Source organism: Dactylosporangium sp. NPDC051087, from assembly GCF_055586325.1.
Window position 1 is genome coordinate 89,914 of sequence record NZ_JBVJIJ010000031.1, and the last position, 16,447, is coordinate 106,360.

14 protein-coding genes and 1 pseudogene are annotated in these 16,447 nt (G+C 71.6%); 9 read left to right on the forward strand and 6 right to left on the reverse strand.

Annotation, left to right across the window (positions count from 1 at the left end):
• Positions 1–216: 216 nt before the first annotated feature.
• Positions 217–2,844 carry a discoidin domain-containing protein gene (locus ACZ6TV_RS43880; protein WP_465305476.1) on the forward strand — a complete coding sequence of 876 codons (2,628 nt, stop codon included), beginning with the start codon at positions 217–219 and terminating at the stop codon, positions 2,842–2,844.
• A 72-nt stretch (positions 2,845–2,916) separates the two neighbouring features.
• Here the strand turns inward: ACZ6TV_RS43880 and ACZ6TV_RS43885 are convergent, their stop codons facing one another.
• Positions 2,917–3,462, reverse strand: a complete 546-nt coding sequence (locus ACZ6TV_RS43885) for a GrpB family protein (protein ID WP_465305478.1) — start codon at positions 3,460–3,462, stop codon at positions 2,917–2,919.
• 150 nt (positions 3,463–3,612) lie between these two features.
• The gene (locus ACZ6TV_RS43890) at positions 3,613–4,668 is read right to left on the reverse strand and encodes a hypothetical protein (RefSeq protein WP_465305480.1); all 1,056 of its coding nucleotides are present in this window, start codon (positions 4,666–4,668) and stop codon (positions 3,613–3,615) included.
• 245 nt (positions 4,669–4,913) lie between these two features.
• On the opposite strand from ACZ6TV_RS43890, the gene ACZ6TV_RS43895 reads away from it, so the two are divergent.
• A complete protein-coding gene (locus ACZ6TV_RS43895; RefSeq protein ID WP_465305482.1) occupies positions 4,914–5,585 on the forward strand; it encodes a hypothetical protein in 672 nt (223 codons plus the stop codon).
• Positions 5,586–5,655: 70 nt separating this feature from the next.
• A complete protein-coding gene (locus ACZ6TV_RS43900) occupies positions 5,656–6,243 on the forward strand; it encodes a DUF4240 domain-containing protein (protein ID WP_465305484.1) in 588 nt (195 codons plus the stop codon).
• 55 nt (positions 6,244–6,298) lie between these two features.
• Here the strand turns inward: ACZ6TV_RS43900 and ACZ6TV_RS43905 are convergent, their stop codons facing one another.
• Together ACZ6TV_RS43905 and ACZ6TV_RS43910 are read right to left on the reverse strand one after the other, a co-directional pair.
• Entirely contained in the window at positions 6,299–6,796 is a 498-nt protein-coding gene (locus ACZ6TV_RS43905; protein ID WP_465305486.1) for a hypothetical protein, read from the reverse strand.
• On the reverse strand, positions 6,780–7,211 hold the full coding sequence (locus ACZ6TV_RS43910; protein ID WP_465305488.1) for a hypothetical protein: 432 nt from the start codon (positions 7,209–7,211) through the stop codon (positions 6,780–6,782). The genes ACZ6TV_RS43905 and ACZ6TV_RS43910 overlap by 17 nt, the downstream gene beginning before the upstream one ends.
• On the opposite strand from ACZ6TV_RS43910, the gene ACZ6TV_RS43915 reads away from it, so the two are divergent.
• The gene (locus ACZ6TV_RS43915; RefSeq protein ID WP_465305490.1) at positions 7,205–7,651 is read left to right on the forward strand and encodes a sigma factor-like helix-turn-helix DNA-binding protein; all 447 of its coding nucleotides are present in this window, start codon (positions 7,205–7,207) and stop codon (positions 7,649–7,651) included. The two genes, ACZ6TV_RS43910 and ACZ6TV_RS43915, sit on opposite strands and share 7 nt — an antisense overlap.
• Before the next feature lie 120 nt (positions 7,652–7,771).
• On the opposite strand, the gene ACZ6TV_RS43920 is transcribed toward ACZ6TV_RS43915, so the two are convergent.
• Together ACZ6TV_RS43920 and ACZ6TV_RS43925 are read right to left on the reverse strand one after the other, a co-directional pair.
• On the reverse strand, positions 7,772–8,494 hold the full coding sequence (locus tag ACZ6TV_RS43920) for a DUF6928 family protein (protein WP_465305565.1): 723 nt from the start codon (positions 8,492–8,494) through the stop codon (positions 7,772–7,774).
• Positions 8,479–8,712, reverse strand: a pseudogene (locus ACZ6TV_RS43925) (DUF6928 family protein); the annotation flags it as partial. The gene ACZ6TV_RS43920 and the pseudogene ACZ6TV_RS43925, both read right to left, overlap by 16 nt.
• 114 nt (positions 8,713–8,826) lie before the next feature.
• On the opposite strand from ACZ6TV_RS43925, the gene ACZ6TV_RS43930 reads away from it, so the two are divergent.
• From ACZ6TV_RS43930 to ACZ6TV_RS43950, 5 genes are all read left to right on the forward strand, one after another.
• The gene (locus ACZ6TV_RS43930) at positions 8,827–11,478 is read left to right on the forward strand and encodes an FtsX-like permease family protein (RefSeq protein ID WP_465305492.1); all 2,652 of its coding nucleotides are present in this window, start codon (positions 8,827–8,829) and stop codon (positions 11,476–11,478) included.
• Positions 11,465–12,148: an ABC transporter ATP-binding protein gene (locus tag ACZ6TV_RS43935; protein WP_465305494.1), complete on the forward strand. Its 684-nt coding sequence runs from the start codon at positions 11,465–11,467 to the stop codon at positions 12,146–12,148. The genes ACZ6TV_RS43930 and ACZ6TV_RS43935 overlap by 14 nt, the downstream gene beginning before the upstream one ends.
• Entirely contained in the window at positions 12,145–12,798 is a 654-nt protein-coding gene (locus ACZ6TV_RS43940; RefSeq protein ID WP_465305496.1) for an ABC transporter ATP-binding protein, read from the forward strand. Before ACZ6TV_RS43935 ends, ACZ6TV_RS43940 begins: the two co-directional genes overlap by 4 nt.
• A 76-nt stretch (positions 12,799–12,874) precedes the next feature.
• Positions 12,875–13,771: a hypothetical protein gene (locus ACZ6TV_RS43945; protein WP_465305498.1), complete on the forward strand. Its 897-nt coding sequence runs from the start codon at positions 12,875–12,877 to the stop codon at positions 13,769–13,771.
• 154 nt (positions 13,772–13,925) lie between these two features.
• Positions 13,926–16,418 carry a trypsin-like serine protease gene (locus ACZ6TV_RS43950; RefSeq protein WP_465305500.1) on the forward strand — a complete coding sequence of 831 codons (2,493 nt, stop codon included), beginning with the start codon at positions 13,926–13,928 and terminating at the stop codon, positions 16,416–16,418.
• Positions 16,419–16,447 lie beyond the last annotated feature (29 nt).

A 16,447-nucleotide genomic window follows, 5' to 3' on the forward strand; every position in this document is an offset into this window, starting at 1 on the left:
GCATGGGACAGCGGTGCTCAGAGGGCGTTCGTTCATCGCGAGGCATTGACACCTCTCCAAGGAGGGTTCAAAGTGACGTCTGCGAGAGCGCTCTCTCACACCCGTGAAACACCGCCGACACCCCAGCTTCACGAAGGAGTCCCTATGGAATGGTCGGAACCCCGCCCCGGCCATAGGCGTTCATCCGGATCATTGACGAGCCGGCGCACCCTGCGCATGGCCGCCATCGTGACCGCGGTAGCGGCCATGCTGGTGACGTACATCGTCATGGTCACGACCCGGGCCGACGCGGCCGAGACCCTGCTGTCGCAGGGCCGGCCGACGACCGCCTCGTCGACGGAGAACGCCGGTACCCCCGCCAGCAGCGCGACCGACGGCAACACAGGCACCCGCTGGTCGAGCGCCTTCAGCGTCCCGCAGTGGATCCAGGTCGATCTCGGCTCCGCCCAGTCGATCACCCGGGTCGCACTGAACTGGGAGGGCGCCTACGCCACCGCCTTCCAGATCCAGACCTCCGCCAACGGCACCACCTGGACGAACGTCTACTCCACCACGACCGGCACCGGCGGTCAGCAGAGCCTGCCGGTCACCGGCACCGGCCGCTACGTGCGCGTCAACGCGACCGCGAAGGCGACCCAGTGGGGTGTCTCGCTGTGGGAGTTCCAGGTCTTCGGCGGCACCCCCGACACGCCGGGCGGCTGCGGTACCACCAACGCGGCGCAGGGCAAGACGGCCACCGCGTCGTCGACGGAGAACGCCGGCACCCCGGCCTCGGCCGCGTTCGACGGCAACACCGGCACCCGCTGGTCCAGCGCGGCCGCTGACCCGCAGTGGCTGCAGGTCGACCTGGGCTCGGCCGTGTCCGTCTGTGGCGTCTCGCTGAACTGGGAGGCCGCGTACGCGACCGCCTACCAGATCCAGGTGTCCACCAACGGTACGAGCTGGACGAACATCTACAGCACGACCGCCGGCACCGGTGGCGTGCAGACCCCGGCCGTCACCACGACGACCGGCCGCTACGTGCGCATGAACGGCACCGCCCGGGCCACCGGGTATGGCTACTCGCTCTGGGAGTTCCAGGTGTTCACCGGCTCCGGACCGACGAACTCGGCCTCGCCGTCGCCCAGCACGTCGTCCAGCACGCCGACCCTCCCGACGTCCGACACCCCGGACTTCGGTCCGAACGTGCGGATCTTCGACTCGTCCACGTCGGCGGCGACCATCCAGACCGCGGTGGACCAGGCGTTCAACGCGCAGCTGCGCAGCCCCACCGCGCAGTTCGGCACCCAGCGCCACGTGTTCCTCTTCAAGCCCGGCACGTACGGGCGAGTGTGGGCCAACGTGGGCTTCTACACCACGGTCGCCGGTCTCGGCCTCAACCCCGACGACGTGACGATCAACGGCGCGGTCAACGTCGACTCCGGCTGGAACTACGGCGACGAGTCCAACGCGACGCAGAACTTCTGGCGCAGCATGGAGAACCTGTCGATCGTGCCGGAGGGCGGGATCAACCGGTGGGCCGTCTCCCAGGCCGCCCCGATGCGCCGCGTGCACATCAAGGGCAACCTGACCCTGGCCCCGTCCAACCAGGACAACGGGCAGGGCTACTCCAGCGGCGGCTACCTGGCCGACTCCGTCGTCGACGGCTACGTGACCTCCGGTTCGCAGCAGCAGTGGTACACCCGTGACAGCCGGATCCAGCGCTGGGACGGCGGCGTGTGGAACATGGTCTACTCCGGCGTGCAGGGCGCTCCGCCCAACGCGTTCCCGAACCCGCCGCACACCACCCTGGCGACCACCCCGGTCACCCGGGAGAAGCCGTACCTGTACGTCGACAGTGCCGGCCTGTACCGCGTCTTCGTGCCGTCCATCCGGCGCAACTCCGCGGGTGCCACCTGGCCGAACACCCCCGGCACCTCGATCCCGATGCGGCAGTTCTACGTCGCCAAGCCCGGTGACAGCGCCGCCCGGATCAACACCGCCCTCGCCCAGGGCCTGAACCTGTTCTTCACCCCGGGCACCTACTCCCTCGACCAGACGATCCGGGTCACCCGGCCCGACACGGTGGTCACCGGCATCGGCTACCCGACCCTGATCCCGGTCGGCGGCGTCGAGGCGCTGAACGTCGCCGACGTCAACGGGGTCAAGGTCAGCGGCCTGACCTTCGACGCCGGAACGACCAACAGCCCCACGCTGATGACCGTCGGCACGGCCGGTGCGCACACCGACCACGCCGCGAACCCGATCAGCATCCAGGACGTCTTCTTCCGCATCGGCAGCAGCGTCCAGGGCAAGGCCACCACCACCCTCGCCGTGCACAGCGACGACACGATCATCGACCACATCTGGGCCTGGCGGGCCGACCACGGCGGCGCGCCCACCGGCTGGACGGTGAACACCGGCGACACCGGCCTCCTCGTGAACGGCGACGACGTCCTCGCCACCGGCCTGTTCGTCGAGCACTACCAGAAGTACGAGGTGATCTGGAACGGCAACCGCGGCAAGACGATCTTCTTCCAGAACGAGAAGCCGTACGACGTGCCCAACCAGGCGGCCTGGATCGGCCCCCGCGGCAACGGTTACGCCGCCTACAAGGTCGCCGACACCGTCACCGACCACGAACTGTGGGGCGGCGGCGTGTACTGCTACTTCAACGTCAACCCCGCCGTCCGCGTGGACCGAGGCTTCGAGGTGCCCAACCGGGCCGGCGTCCGGCTCCACAGCGTCATCACCGTGTCCCTCGGCGACGTCGGCACCATCGCCAACGTCGTCAACGACACCGGCGGCGCCGTCCCCAACCCGGCCGGCAACACCACGCCGCGCCAGGTCGTGAACTACCCCTGACCCCTGATCCCTCAGTCGACGCAACACTGACGTGAACCAGGCGGCCACCGGTGCGACCAGCACCGGTGGCCGTCACGGTCCGCGGGGATAACCGACGGTCGGGGCCTGCGTCCTGTCGCGCACGCCGAGGACCTCGTTGACGAAGCCGTCCTTGTCCCGCGCGTACGCCACGAGGTCGGCGCCGTGAGCATCCGCGAGATCGCGCTTGAGCCGCTCATATCTGGAGCGGTAGTCCGCCCGGCACCGCAGCGCGTCCCGGAACACGATCCGCCGCCGCCACAGCAGCGAGGTCGGCTCCGTGAGATGCAGGTGGTAGACCCGTTCCCACCAGTTGTCGGTCGCCGGTTTGAAGAAGTAGTGCGCCTCCTCCGGACGGTGCACGCCGTTGCCGTAGCCGAGCGCGGTCACCACGCCGACGGCGGCCGCCGCCTCCGCCAGACTCCGCACCGGCGCCATCATGTCGATGATCGGCTTCGCCGCCAGCCCGGGCACCGATGTCGAACCGATGTGCTCGAACGGCCCGACCAGCCATGGCGCCAGCACCGCTTCGAGGCTGACCCGCTCCTGCTCGAACAGCACAACCCACTGCGGGTCGTACGGGCTGAGGGCAATCGGCATGCCATCCACAAGACCCGCCTCTCAGTACGAGGTACAGACCGGGCGACGTCTGTCATCGCCCTCTTCGTGCGACGGCAGACCGAAATGCCGCCTCGGGTCGGATGGACCTCTTCACCACGTCGCTCCGCGGGCATGGGTGGCGGCATGCGGTCATGCCTCGTCGGGCTCCGTTGGTTCATAGCTGAAGTTGGTGTTCGGCGCCAAGGCGATGAGCCGGTCGAGGACAGGCTCGGTATTGGTGCCCCACATCTTGGACACGACCCAGGTACGTCCTTGATCGTGCAGGGGTGCGTCGAGGAACCAGCGGCCGAGGCGTTTGCTTGAGCCCGGATAGGTTGCCAGGAATGCCTTGGCGAGGTCTTCGCCGCTCAGGACGCCGTCGACCGACAGAAATCTTGAGCGCGGGATGGCGGTGGTGAGCTGTTGGGCGGTGACGCCTGCCTTGTGCAGGGCCGTCGCCATGGTCAGCACGGCCCAGCGCTTACGGAGAGGGCGACTGCGGCCTTCGGGGGTGACGATCTCGTACTGGGTCCAGTCGCGACCGTCGGAACTGACGGCTCTTGCCTGGGTTTGTTTACGACGGATCTGAACGGTCAGTTCGCCGGCTTCGGGCAGCGGGATGATCTGCTGCACGTCCAGCAGCAGTCGCTCGGCGACTTTGTACGGGGTGAGTTTCACGCAGCGAATGTCGAGGCCGTAGACATCGGTCAGCCAGAGCACGGTCGTGGTGATCTCACGGTCGAACCCTGCGGCCACCAGTACAAGGCGGACTTCACGGCTTAGTACCGCGCTCTCGCCGTCCGCATCAAGGAACTCCGCCAATCTGGTCCGGGCTTCATCGACCGCTTCGGGTTCGACCTGAGCCAGGTAGTGCTCATGATGCTCGACGAGGTCGTCAAAGGTCATGACCGACACCATCGCGGCATACCGTAATGCTTGGAGTTCCAGATGCCCGCCGTCGTTCGTGCGCTTGAGCTCGATGACGACCAATCGGCCACTGCGGTCAACACCGAGAAGGTCGATACGCCGACGGGCATCGGTGAATGCACCGAACTCCTCCGCCACGACCATCACCCCGTCGGCGATCATGTCGATCCGTGAACGAAGGAGCCGCTGCAGGTCGGCTCGCTCCAGCACCTGCTCGGCCGCGAAGGTTGTGGACGGCACCGGCTCCAGAACGTTCGATGTCATTTCGTACAGCGGCATCCGGCCATCCTCGCATCTGACGACCTCCGGTGAACGACATGTGCCTGCCGCCGCCGTACCGGCAGGACAGCCGAGAGATCTGTACGGACGGGTCAGCACGACGGTGCTCGCTCTTGCAGACCGCGGCCCCGCGACCTGCCTGGGCGCGGGGGAGCGGCAGCCGGGCGATCGGAGGCGAGCTGGGAGTTCGAAGGCGGCGCGACAGTGTTCCTGGGCGGCGCGGCCGGACCGTAGGATGCCGCGCTGTGCACTTCTACGCCACCGTCTTTCTGCCGCCGACGCCCCCGGCGGGCGTCGCGGGTGCCATCGCTGCGGCGCTCGCACCGTACAACCGGGATGACTACACCCGCGGCCCGTTCGACCCGTCGGCCATCTGGGACCGCTGGGAGCCGGCTCGTGACGCCGCCGCGTTTCCGCTGCTGCCGCGGGGGCTCGACCGACTGCGGCCCGGCCGGCGGCGGGTCGGCTTCGCGGTCCCCAAAGCGGCGATCGACTTCGCGGCGGTGCGGGGGCGCGCGGTGCGGCACGCGGCCGGCGAGTTCGACGCGTGGGCCGAACTGACCGCGGCCCACCCCGGCACCCGACCCTTGTCGGACTTCGACGGCCAGGAAGACTGGCTGACCCAGCCCGCAGTCCAGGCGGTTGCCTCCGCAGCGGTGACCCAGCGTCACCCGTACTTCACGTTCCAGTTCCTGCTCGCCGACCCGGTCGCGGCCCTCGCCGGTGGCCGTGACGCCTATCTGGCCCGTGCCGCCGCCCATGCCCTGTCCACCTACGCCTACATCACCCTCACCGGCGACTGGCTCAGCGAGAAGACCGGCAACCGCGGCGCCGACGAGCACGCGCTGGCGCTGAGCTCCTACCTCGAATCGGTCGCGCCCGACACGATCCTGGCCCGGGTGCGCTGTCATGCCTGAGCGGTGAAGACGCACACGGGCTCATGCCACTCTCCGATCGTCGTCCTGGTGTGCGGACGGATCTAGGCTCATGGGTGTGGACGTGGACGACTTCTGGACCTTCATCGAGCTGTCACGCCAGGCCGGGCCGGCTCAACACGAGCGTGAGGAATTCCTGGGGGAGCGGCTCGGCCGGATCTCCCGCTCGCACCTGCTCGACTTCGTCCAGCACCTGTCCGCGACCCGCGAGCCGGCCAACACCTATCGGCTATGGCGGGCCGCGGACATCATCATGACCGGCCACTGTGGGACGGATTCCTTCCACTATTTCCAGATGTGGCTCGTCGGGCTGGGCCGGCACGCGTACGAGGCGGCGGTCGACGCTCCCGACAGCCTGGCCGGTGTACCCGAGGTGGTTCGGCTGGCGTCCCTTGCACAACCGTGGCAGGACGAGGACTACCCGGATTGGGAGTCGCTGGAGTACGTGGCGTGCGCGGTCGGCGATCGCCGGGCCGACATCGACGGCGACATCCGTGACGTGGTCTCCGAAGAGCGCCACATCCGGCTGCGCATGGACCCCAACCCCGACGACGTCGAATGGGCCAGGTTGTCCACCGCCGAGATCGCCCGCCGGTATCCCAGACTGTGGGCGCTGTTCGGCGAGGCCTGGACCGAATAGAGACCAGCCCCGGCGACTTCCGGCGCGGTGACGGGTCGTGGCGTGCTGAACGGGTTCAGTCGCCGGAATGGCCGCCGAAGTGGATGTGGGCCGGTCGGTCGTCGTCGTAGCTGATGATGTACGTGCCGACCCAGCGATCCCGTTCATCGCCGAGATCAGTGCTCATCCAGGCCTCCACCTGGTTCGCCGAGGGCCTCAGCGTGCCGAAGGTGTACATCAGGTTGTCCGGAGCCAGCGGGGACACCGTCGCGAACGCGGGCTCGGCGGATACGCCGTTGATCATGTCGATGACGGAGTGGGTTCCCGAGTGCGGCTGCGCTGCGACGAGGGTGTCCAGGTCGGCCGGCACGGGTCTGGATCCGCGTTCCAACCAGTCATCAACGATGGCGTCGTACCGCTCGGGGTCGGTGTCGCGCGGGGCGAGGCTCGCGCGGAAGTCGGCTTCCGTCATGTCCAGGTCCGGATCGCGAGGCTCGCGGTAGTAGTCGCCCCGCGCATAGACCTGCTGCCGCAACTGCTGGAGCGCGGCGTTGACATCAGATCGGTGGTCCACGGCGTACCACCACGCAGTCGAACCCATCGGCGCGATCCTCCCACAGCTTGGCCCAGCACTCATCGGTCAGCGGCGGACCTGGTAGGTCAGGTGGCTGGCTTCCGGCGGTCACGAACGTGAACGTCGTGTCGCCCGTGTGTGCCGGATCGTGCGGCCGGTGGGTGGGCACGAAGACCGGCATCCCGAAGAAGCCGTCCTCACCGGACCAGCCGTCGGTGTCGTCGTACACCCGCCGGCCGGTGACGACCGCGCCCGAGGCGCCGAACGTCGCGGTGCTGAGCTGCCGGCCCTCGTCGTGCTCGAGCCAGGCGTGCAGGCGTTCGCCGCCCTTGCCGTACCCGGGGAAGTTGTCGAGGTCGGGCCCGGTCACGAACCCGTCCAGCGACATGGAGATGTCCGCTTCGATGATTGCCATACCCAGGTGGACGGAAGCACCCGGACCACCTGCTCGACGAGCAGCCCGGCCCGGAGGCGGTGGCCGTCGACCGGGAGACGATGTCGCTGGCGTTCCTGGCCGCGATCCAGTTGCTGCCGCCACGGCAGCGCGCCGTGCTCATCCTTCGTGACGTGCTGGCGTGCTCGGCCGTCGAGGCGGCCGACCTGCTCGGCACGACGGTACGGGCGGCCAACAGCGCCCTGCACCGGGCCCGGACGACACTGCGCGACCGGTGGCCGGACGGCCGCCCCACGTGGGCGCCGGCCGGCGAACCCGATCCGGGGCAGCGCGACCTGCTGGCGCGGCATGAACCTCCCCGGCCGCTGGCGGATGCTGGCGACCGCCAGCCAACGGCCGGCCAGCGGCCGGCGCCTACGTGCTGGCGGCCGCCGACACCACGTTCCGCCCGTTCGGGCTGATCGTGCTGAGCGTGCGGACGGGAGCGCTCGCGGCGATCGACGCGTTCGAGGACCCGGGGCTGCTCGCCACATTCGGCCTACCGGCGAGCCTCGATCTCTAGCAGCGATCCCGGCGGCCGGCTACAGCCAGACCTGCTCCCACTTGCGGTCGCCCCAACCGTCCTGGTCGACGAGGTAACCGCGGAAGATCTCCGAGACTTCCTCGAGCGTGTCGACCTGGCATCGGAAGTGCAGATCCGGGCCGCCTTCGCGCCGTTCGACCCAGAAGACGCCGGCCGGGATCCCGAACTGACCCCCGGCAGCGGCCTGCAGATAGTTCTCGCCGCCCAGGTCGAGGATCAGGTGGTCGAGTTCGGCACCGAGCCGGCGGAGCTGCGACTCGACGTCGAAGGCTGATGGTTGCGCGATCGGCCGGCCGTGTGACCGCTGCAGGGTCAGCCTCGGTGCGCCCAGCCGGAACCCGGCCAACGGCACCCGGTACAGATCGGGCATGCCCTCCGGCGGCGTGCCTTCGATGACGAAGCCGCACAACGCCGCCAGCGCATCCTCACCGAGTTCGAGTGGATGGAACGGCAGCGGATAAGGCTCGTCGTCGTCGACCGGGTGCTCGCCGGCCCAGTACGGCTGCTCGAACGGCAGCCGGTCACCGCGGTCCTCGACGATGCCGTTATCAGGGCTCAGGCACAGCGCTCGTTCGAGGGTTCCGTCCGCGCCCCAGACCGCGAAGCCGAGGAAGTCCGAGACGCTGTGCATCGAGTGCAGGACCACCCGCCGGCCGGCCCCCTCGGCCAGCCGGCCCGGCCGCAGGAAACCGGGCTGGATCTCCCCCGCTCGGCCGCGCAGATGACCGTGAGGCCCCGGAACACTCCGGCGTACAGGATGCCGTCCCGCGGGTTGATGTTCCGCCCCAGGGTGCCGTCCTCGACCGCGACCACCTCGAGCCCGGGCACCAGCCGTGCCACCAGCGCCTCGGTCGCCGTGCGGTCCAGGTCGGCCGCGTCGTGCAGTGCCTGAGTCACGTCGCCGTCGGTGAACATCAGCAGCGCTGTCTTGGCACCCATGGCCGGACACGGTACGGCAACGGCGCCGCACCCGACGCTGCAACCGGGGGCGGGTGGTGCGGGTCTATTCACCGATGGGCGTGTGCGTTGCGGGCCGGAGGATGGATGCGCGGGATGGCTCGTGGCGGTTGGCTGTTGCTCGCGCCGTGGCGGCGGGCGCCGTTGTTGCTGGTCAGGCGGCCCAGTGTGGCCCTGGCGATCGCCGTCGCGACGGCCGTGGCGGTCCTGCCGGTGGCGGCCGGGCCGGTGTTCGTGTCGTCGGCGGGGAGCGCGACGCTGCGGGCGAGGACCGCGTCGGTGTGCCCGTCGGCGCTGGGGTCGCAGGTGCTCGCTCCGGAGCGGCCCGTCGACCCCGGGATGCTGGCGGCGGCGGTGACGCAGGAGGCCGAGGCCGCGGCGGAGGGGCTCGGCGACCCGGCCGTGACCCTGGTCAGCTCGGCGGTGGCGGTCGGCGACAACAGGGTCAACATCGTCGGTCGCAACGGTTTTGAAGCGCACGTGCAGCGCGTCGCCGGTGGTCCCGGTCACGGGCTGTGGCTGCCCGACCGGTTCGCGGCCGAGCACGGGCTGAAGCCCGGGGACACGCTCATGATCTCGCCGAACGTCGAGGAGTGGAGCGCCGGCAACGTGCGGCGGGTCTGGGAGCCGACGGCGGTGCCGGTCGTGGCGGTCTACCGGGACCTGCGTGACCGGTCCGACGACCCGTTCTGGTGCGGCATCTCGACGGTGTACCGCGGCGACCCGGCCCAGCAGGCCGGCGGCATCGGCAACGACGTGCCAGTGCTCGACCTTCTCCTGGCCGACCGGCCGACCATGCTGGCGGTCGCGAGCGGCGCGCACATCCAGACCGCCCAGCGCATCGAGCGGGCCCCGGCGACGATCGACCTGACCGCGCCCGAGGCGACCCGGCTCGCCGCCGGCATCGCCGCGATGCACGACCGGCTGCGCGGCAGCGCGTACGACGACCGGATCCTGTACCGCACCGCCCTGCCACCGCTGGCGGGGCGGGCGGCGCTGGTCGAGCGGGAGCTGCGCGGGACGGTGCTGACGATCAGCGCCGGTGGTCTGCTGGTGGGCCTGTCGGTCGTGATGGCGGCGGGCGCGTTCTGGGTCCGCCGCCGCGAGCGGGAGCTCGTCGTCCTCGCCACGTTCGGCGCGACCGCGCGCTGGCTGGGGGTCAAGGCCGCCCTGGAGGCGTTGCCGGCGCTCGCCGCCGGCGCCGTCGGCGGCTGGGCGCTGGCCGGGCTCCTGGTCGCGCGGGTCGGGCCGAGCAGCGACGTGTCGGGTGCGGCGCTGCTGCAGTCGGCGCTCGCCGCGGCGGCCGCGTTCCTCGTCGCGACCGTGGTGCTCGGCGTGACCGCCGGTGTCGCGTGCCGGCCCCTGACCGGCGCGCCCACCGCCAGGGCGCGGGTCCGGCGCCGGCTGGCCGCGGCGCCGTGGGAGCTGTTGCTGCTCGCGGCGGCGGCCGGGTACTGGTTCACCGGCGGCGACCGGTCGATGGTGCGGCTCGCCAGCCAGTACGGGACCATGGTGCAGATCCCGGGGAAGCTGCTCGTCGTGCCGATGCTGGCGATGCTCGGCCTCTGCGTCATCGGCGCGCGCCTGGCGACGGCGGCCGTGCGGCGGCGGACCCGCACGGCGGCGGCCACGCGGTCGGCGGTGCGGCTGCTGTACCGGCGGCGGCTGCGGCACTCCGCCGCGGCGGCGGTGACCCTCGCCCTGATCACCGCGGTGCCCGTCGCGGTGGCCGTCTACGGCGCGACGGCGACCAGGACCGTCAGCGCCACGCTCGCCGCGCAGGCCAGGCTCGGCGCCGGCAGCGACGTGGTGATCACCCTCGCCGAGCCGGGTGCGGTCCCCGCGGCGCTCGCCGGCCGGGCCACGCCGGTGCTGCGCCTGGACTACGTGCAGCTCGACGACCGGCAGGTGTCGCTGCTGGCGGTCGACCCGGCGACGTTCGCCCGCGACGCGTTCTGGGACGACCGCCTCGACGGCACGACCCTCACCGAGGCGGCCCGCATGCTGCGCGCACCGGCCGCGGGCGGTCTCGCGGCGGTCGCGTCCGCGCCGGTACCGGACGGCGCGGCCACGATGACGTTCGGCGGCGACGCGGCGGTCGAGCTCGACGTCACGTCGATGGCGACCCTACCCGCCCCGCGTGGCGGGTATCCGGTCCTGCTCGTCGACCGGGCGGCCCTCGACGACGAGGTGCTCGTCCGCGCCGTGCCGCAGCTGTGGGTGCGCGGCGACCCGGCGACGGTCCGCGCGGCCGTCGACGCGGCGGGCCTGCGGGTCGCGGTGTTCTCGGTCGCCGGCGACCGCCACGCGAGCACGTTCTACCAGCCGGTGACGTACACGTTCGCCTACCTGTCCGCGCTGTCGCTGCTCACCGCGACGGTGGCGATGGTGGGTTTCCTGCTGTACCTGGAGTCGCGGCTGCGCGTGCTGCGCCGCGGGTACGTGATGCTCCGGCTGATGGGGCTGCGCTCCGCCGTGCAGGGGTGGCTGCTGCTGGCGGAGTTCGCGGGTTCCCTCGTCGCCGGGTGCGCGGCCGGGCTCGGCCTGGCGGTCACCGCCGCCGTGACGGTCCGCGACCAGCTCAACGTCGACCCCGCCGCGCCGCCGGGCACCGTGCTGTCCTTCCCCTGGCCGGTGATGGCCGGCCTGCTCACGGCGGTCGGCTGCTTCGCCGTCCTGGTGGCGGTGGTGACCCACTGGCGGCTCACCCGGAGCCGAACCTCGGAGGTGCTGCGTGACATCGACTGAGCAGGGCGCCGGCTGCGTGGGGGTCTCCCGCTCGTACCGTGTCGACGGCCATCTGGTGCCCGCGCTGGTGCACGTCGACGTCAGCGCCCCGGCCGGCATGATCACCGCGGTGATCGGCCCGTCGGGCTCCGGCAAGTCGACCCTGCTGCGCCTGCTGACCGGAATGGACAGCCCGGACGAGGGCACGGTCACGATCGCCGGGCAGGACATCGGCACGCTGCCGGCGGCCGGCCGGGCCCGGCTGCGCCGTGAGCGGCTCGGCCTGGTGCGCCAGGACCCCGGCGACAACCTCCTCGCCTACCTGACGGTCCGCGAGCATCTGCGGCTCGCCGCGCGGATCCGTGGCGTGCCCGAGGCGGCCGGCGAGGCGTTGCTGGCGCCGCTCGGCATCGCCGGCAGGGCGGAGCACCTGCCCCGTCAGCTGTCCGGCGGCGAGCGGCAACGGGTCGCGATCGCGTTCGCCGCTGTCGGTCCTCCGTCGGTACTGGTGGCGGACGAGCCGACCGGCCAGCTCGACCACGGCAACGTCGACGCCGTGGTCACCGCGCTCCGGGTCATCGCCGACGCCGGCGTGGCGGTCATCGCGGCCACCCACGACCCCGCCGTCTGGCAGCGCGCGGACCGGGTGGTCCGGCTGCAGGCCGGCCGGGTCGTACAGGAGGCGACGTGACGACACCGGTGGTGACGACGCACTCGGTCACGCGCCGCTACCCGGGCGCGGGAAGGGTCACCGCGCTCGACGGGGTCACGGTGGAGATCCACGCCGGTGAGCTGACCGTCGTCGCGGGCCCGTCCGGCTCGGGCAAGACCACCCTCATCAGCGTCCTCGCCGGCCACGAACCCCCGGACGCCGGCACCGTGACGACCCGGCTCGGCAGCCGGTGGCACGAGACGAGCTTCGTGCCGCAGTCCCTCGCCCTCCTGCCGGAGCTGAGCATCCGGGAGAACGTCGAGCTGCCCGCGCTGCTGTCGGCGCACCCCGGCAAGCCGACGGACGAGCTGCTGCGGACCCTCGATCTCGCGCACCTCGCGGACCGGCTGCCCGCGCAGGTGTCCGGCGGGGAGCAGCAGCGCGCGTCCCTCGCCCGGGCCCTGCGCCTGTCGCCCGCGCTGCTGCTGGCCGACGAGCCGACCGGCCATCAGGATCCCGCCCGGGTCCAGCTGCTCCTGGACGTGCTGCGCGCCCACGCCCACGCGGGCCACGCCGTCGTCGTCGCCAGCCACGACGAACAGGTGATCGCCGGCGCCGACCGGGTCCTGACCCTGCACGACGGCCGCCTCGCCGCCGACACCCGCGCCGCCGGGATCCCGCGGGCCTGACAGCGGGGCTGACGGTGGCGCGGCCGCCGGGGAAGGGGCGCTGGACAGCTCTGCCGGGCGGCGGCACGATCGGGGGATGGTCGAGCCGGATGTCTCGCAGGCGTTGCGGACCGGGCCGTTCGCCGTGGCGCTGGACGTGGCGGTCGAGGCGAGCGGGCTGACCCTGGAGCGGCTCGCCGTCCTGCTGGGGGAGCGCGGGGTCGGGCTGTCCCGGGCCACGCTGTCCTACTGGCGGTCCGGCCGGTCGCGGCCCGAGCGGGCCGGGTCGCTCGCCGCGCTGCCGGTGCTCGAGGACATCCTCGCGGTGCCGGCCGGGTCGCTGACGGCGCTGCTGCGGACGCGGGGGACCGAGCCCCGCTGGGCGCACCGGCCGCGGGGGTCGGTGTCGCGCCGGCGGTTGTGGCCGGGGCGGCCGGCGCTGCTGGTCGACATCGACGCGCCGCCGGACGGGCAGCTCGAGTTCCTCGCCATCGACGACCTGTTCGTCGTCGAGAGCGGCGCGACGCGGCTGCTGCAGGTGCGGCTGGTGGTGCGGGCCATGCGCGACAACGTGACCCGGGCCGTCGTGTTCTACGAGGCGGACCACGACGGGCCGCCGCCGCAGTGGACCGGCTTCTCGCACTGCCGGCCGGGCCGGATGCGCACCGAGGGCCGGGTCAGTGTGGCCGAGCTGATCCTCGGGCACCGGCTCAACGTCGGCGAGCACGCCGTGCTGAAGTACGAGCTGCGCTTCGCGGTCGGGCCCAAGGCCACCGACTGCTACTACCGCACGTTCACCCGGCCGTGCCGGCTGTGGGCCTGCCAGGTGGTCTTCACCGGTGCCCTGCCGGCGCGGGTGTTCGGCTACCGGCAGCGGCACCTCGGCGACGACCCGGTCGACGTGACGGAGCTCTGGGCCGGCGACGACCGCACCGCGGTGACGGTGGTCGAGGACGTCCGGCCCGGCATCGTCGGCATGTACTGGCGCACGTAACAGTCGTAACAGGTGTGCGTAACACCGGAAAGCGCTGGTCCGGGCCGCGTCAGGGACGCGTAACTTACGCGGGACAAAGACCTTCTCCATCGACGCACGCCGTTCTTAGGGTGTCGGCACCATCCGACCCACCCCAAAGGACGTGACGATCACCATGCGAAACTGTCGCCTGCTCGTGGCGGCCGTCGTGACGGTGCTGAGCCTGGCACTGTTCCCCGGCACCGCCTGGGCGGAACCCGAAGGCACCGTGCGGCACAACGCCGCCAGACCGGTCCCCGGCGCCTATCTCGTCTCGTTGAAGACCGGCACCGTCGCGGCCGCCGACGTCCAGGCCACCGCCGAGGCGGCGGTCGCCCGGTACGGCGGCCGGCTGCACTCCGTCTACCGCAGGACGATGAGCGGCTACGCCGTCGAGGGGCTGTCCGAACAGGCGGCCCGCCGGATCGCGGCCCGCCCGGAGGTCGCCCGGGTCACGCAGTCCGGGACCGCCGGGATCGCCACCACCCAGCAGAACCCGCCGAACTGGGGCGTGGACCGCATCGACCAGCGCGACCTGCCGCTGAGCCGCTCCTACACGTACGACGACGCGGCCGCCGGTCAGGGCGTGACCGTCTACGTCGTGGACACCGGCATCCGCTTCAGCCACAGCGAGTTCGAGGGCCGCGCGAAGCTCGGCGTGGACTTCGTGTCCCCGTCGACCAACGGCGGCGACTGCCACGGCCACGGCACGCACGTCTCCGGCATCGCGGCCGGCAAGACCTACGGCGTGGCGAAGAAGGCCAACCTGGTCTCGGTGCGGATCCTCGGCTGCCAGGGCACGGGCCAGGACATCGACGTCACCCGCGCCGCCGAGTGGATCACCGCGAACGCGGTGAAGCCGGCGGTGGTGAACCTGTCGGTCTACACCGACGACCCCGACATCGCCGCCGACGGCATCCGCGCCTCGATCGCCGCGGGCGTGCAGTGGTCGCTGATCACCGGCAACAACGGCGGCAACACCTGCAACTACGGGCCCGGCGGGCAGATCCCCGAGGGGGTGCAGGTCGGCAACGCCACCTCCAGCGACACGAAGGCCGGCGACTCCAACTACGGCACCTGCATGGACCTGTTCGCGCCCGGCAGCAACGTGCTGTCCGCCTACCACACGTCCGACACGGCGAGCACCACGATGTCGGGCACGTCGATGGCGGCGCCGCACGTGGCCGGCGCGATCGCCACCTACCTGACCGGGCACCCCACCGCCACGCCGGCGCAGGTCCACACCTGGGTGACGGACAACGCCAGCACCGGCAAGATGTCCGGGCTGCCGTCGGGCACGCCCAACAAGCTGCTGTTCGTCCCCGCGGCCGCAGGCCCGCCGCCGACCGGTGACTACACGCTCTCGGCGAGTCCTTCGTCGGCGACGGTACAGGCGGGCGGTTCGGCGACCAGTACCATCGCCGCGACCGCCACCGGGACGGCCGTGCCTTCCGTGGTCGGCGGGCAGCCCACCACGGTCGAGCAGTACCCCTACCTGATCTCCCAGCGCCGCGAGGGCAGCAGCTTCCCCGGCCAGCAGTCGTGCTCCTCGACGCTCATGGGGCCGCACACCGTCCTCACCGCCGCGCACTGCCTGCAGGAGAACCCGGGCCGCAAGTGGTACATGTACGGCGCCACCAACGTCAACGACCCCGGGTTCGTCGCGGAGATCGCGTCGACCTGGGTGCATCCGCAGTACACCGGCTGGCAGCAGGGCTACGACGTCGCCGTCGTGACCCTCGACCGGGACGTGCCGGTGCCGGCCGGCATGACCTACCCGACGCTGAACACCTCCACGTCCAACAACACCCCCGGCACGATGGGCATGGCGATCGGCTGGGGCAAGACCGGCGCCAACACCTACTCCGAGGTGCTGCGCAAGGCCGACGTCCCGGTCGCCGCGGACTCCGGCTGCCAGGGCCGCTACACCGGCCAGTACAAGACGCCGGCGATGCTGTGCACCGGCTACGCCGACGGCCACGCGGGTGCCTGCGTCGGCGACTCCGGCGGCCCCTACATGGTCGGCAACACCGTGGTCGGCGTGTTCTCCTGGATGTCGACCGCCTGCGACTGGTACGCCGTCTACACCAGGGTGTCCACGTACGCCGCCGAGGTCGCGGCCCAGCTGCCCGGTGGCAACCCGCCCCCTGGCGGCGACATCACCCTGTCGGCGAGCGGCCTGCCCAGCGGCGCCACCGCGTCGTTCAACCCCGGGACCGTCAGCACCGGCGGCACGGCCACGCTGACCGTCACCACGTCCGCCGGTACGCCCGCCGGCACCTACCCGATCACGGTCACCGGGACGAAGGGCGGCACCACCGCACAGACCACCTTCACCCTCACCGTCCAGGGCGGCGGCACCCCCGGCTCGCTGAGCCTGACCAACCCCGGCACCCAGAACTCGGTCGTCGGCCGCCCGGCCACCCTGACCCTGCGGGCGCAGGGCGGCACCACCCCCTACCGCTACACCGCGTCCGGACTGCCCGCCGGACTCACCCTGAACCCGTCCACCGGTGTCGTCAGCGGCACCCCGACGACGTTCCAGACCTCGAACGTCACCGTCACGGTGACCGACGCGGCCGGCCGCACCGCGCGGGCGACCTTCTTCTGGTTCGTCATGCCCTTCTGAACCACCCTGCACCAGGCTGACGCGCCCGC

Excerpts from the sequence above, each read along its gene's own strand:
- ACZ6TV_RS43880 (WP_465305476.1), top strand. The coding sequence starts at position 217 with ATGGCCGCCATCGTGACCGCGGTAGCGGCCATGCTGGTGACGTACATC.
- ACZ6TV_RS43885 (WP_465305478.1), bottom strand. The coding sequence starts at position 3,462 with ATGCCGATTGCCCTCAGCCCGTACGACCCGCAGTGGGTTGTGCTGTTC.
- ACZ6TV_RS43890 (WP_465305480.1), bottom strand. The coding sequence starts at position 4,668 with ATGCCGCTGTACGAAATGACATCGAACGTTCTGGAGCCGGTGCCGTCC.
- ACZ6TV_RS43900 (WP_465305484.1), top strand. The coding sequence starts at position 5,656 with ATGGGTGTGGACGTGGACGACTTCTGGACCTTCATCGAGCTGTCACGC.
- ACZ6TV_RS43910 (WP_465305488.1), bottom strand. The coding sequence starts at position 7,211 with ATGGCAATCATCGAAGCGGACATCTCCATGTCGCTGGACGGGTTCGTG.
- ACZ6TV_RS43930 (WP_465305492.1), top strand. The coding sequence starts at position 8,827 with ATGGCTCGTGGCGGTTGGCTGTTGCTCGCGCCGTGGCGGCGGGCGCCG.
- ACZ6TV_RS43945 (WP_465305498.1), top strand. The coding sequence starts at position 12,875 with ATGGTCGAGCCGGATGTCTCGCAGGCGTTGCGGACCGGGCCGTTCGCC.
- ACZ6TV_RS43950 (WP_465305500.1), top strand. The coding sequence starts at position 13,926 with ATGCGAAACTGTCGCCTGCTCGTGGCGGCCGTCGTGACGGTGCTGAGC.